Source organism: Streptomyces johnsoniae, assembly GCF_031845565.1.
Taxonomy (GTDB): Bacteria; Actinomycetota; Actinomycetes; order Streptomycetales; family Streptomycetaceae; genus Streptomyces; species Streptomyces johnsoniae.
In genome coordinates this window covers 1-440 of record NZ_JAVREV010000082.1, presented here as the reverse complement: position 1 = coordinate 440, position 440 = coordinate 1, and the positions used below count along the sequence as shown (strand labels likewise).

2 pseudogenes are annotated in these 440 nt (G+C 65.2%); both read left to right on the top strand.

The annotated features are described in order from the left end of the window. Positions 1-223, top strand: a pseudogene (locus tag RM779_RS33370) (hypothetical protein); the annotation flags it as partial. 10 nt (positions 224-233) lie between these two features. Next, a pseudogene (locus RM779_RS33365) lies at positions 234-440 on the top strand (nicotinamidase); the annotation flags it as partial.

Below are 440 nucleotides of genomic sequence, written 5' to 3'. Positions count from 1 at the left end.
CCACGATGTGCAGGTCAGCTACTTCTTGTCCGTTCACCCAACGCTTCTGGCCAGCCTGAAGGTCGGATTCGTGCTGGCCGGTCACGTCGCCGGCGTGATCGCGGCACACGACCGGGCACTGCGCCTGCTGCCGAAGCAACACCAGCTCACCGGCCAGCTCGCGACGATGCTGGTGATGGTCGGCTACACCTTTACCGGGCTGTACCTGCTGTTCGGCGGGTAGCGTCGGGATCATGCGGAGGTCCAAGCAGGCTCGGGCACTCATCGTCGTCGATGTGCAGAACGATTTCTGCGAAGGCGGCTCGCTGGCGGTCGCCGGCGGCGCTGCGGTGGCGCGGGACATCACCGCACTCCTGGCCACCGACCACGGCTACGACCATGTCGTGGCCACCAAGGATTTTCACATCGACCCCGGTGAGCATTTCTCCGACACCCCCGAC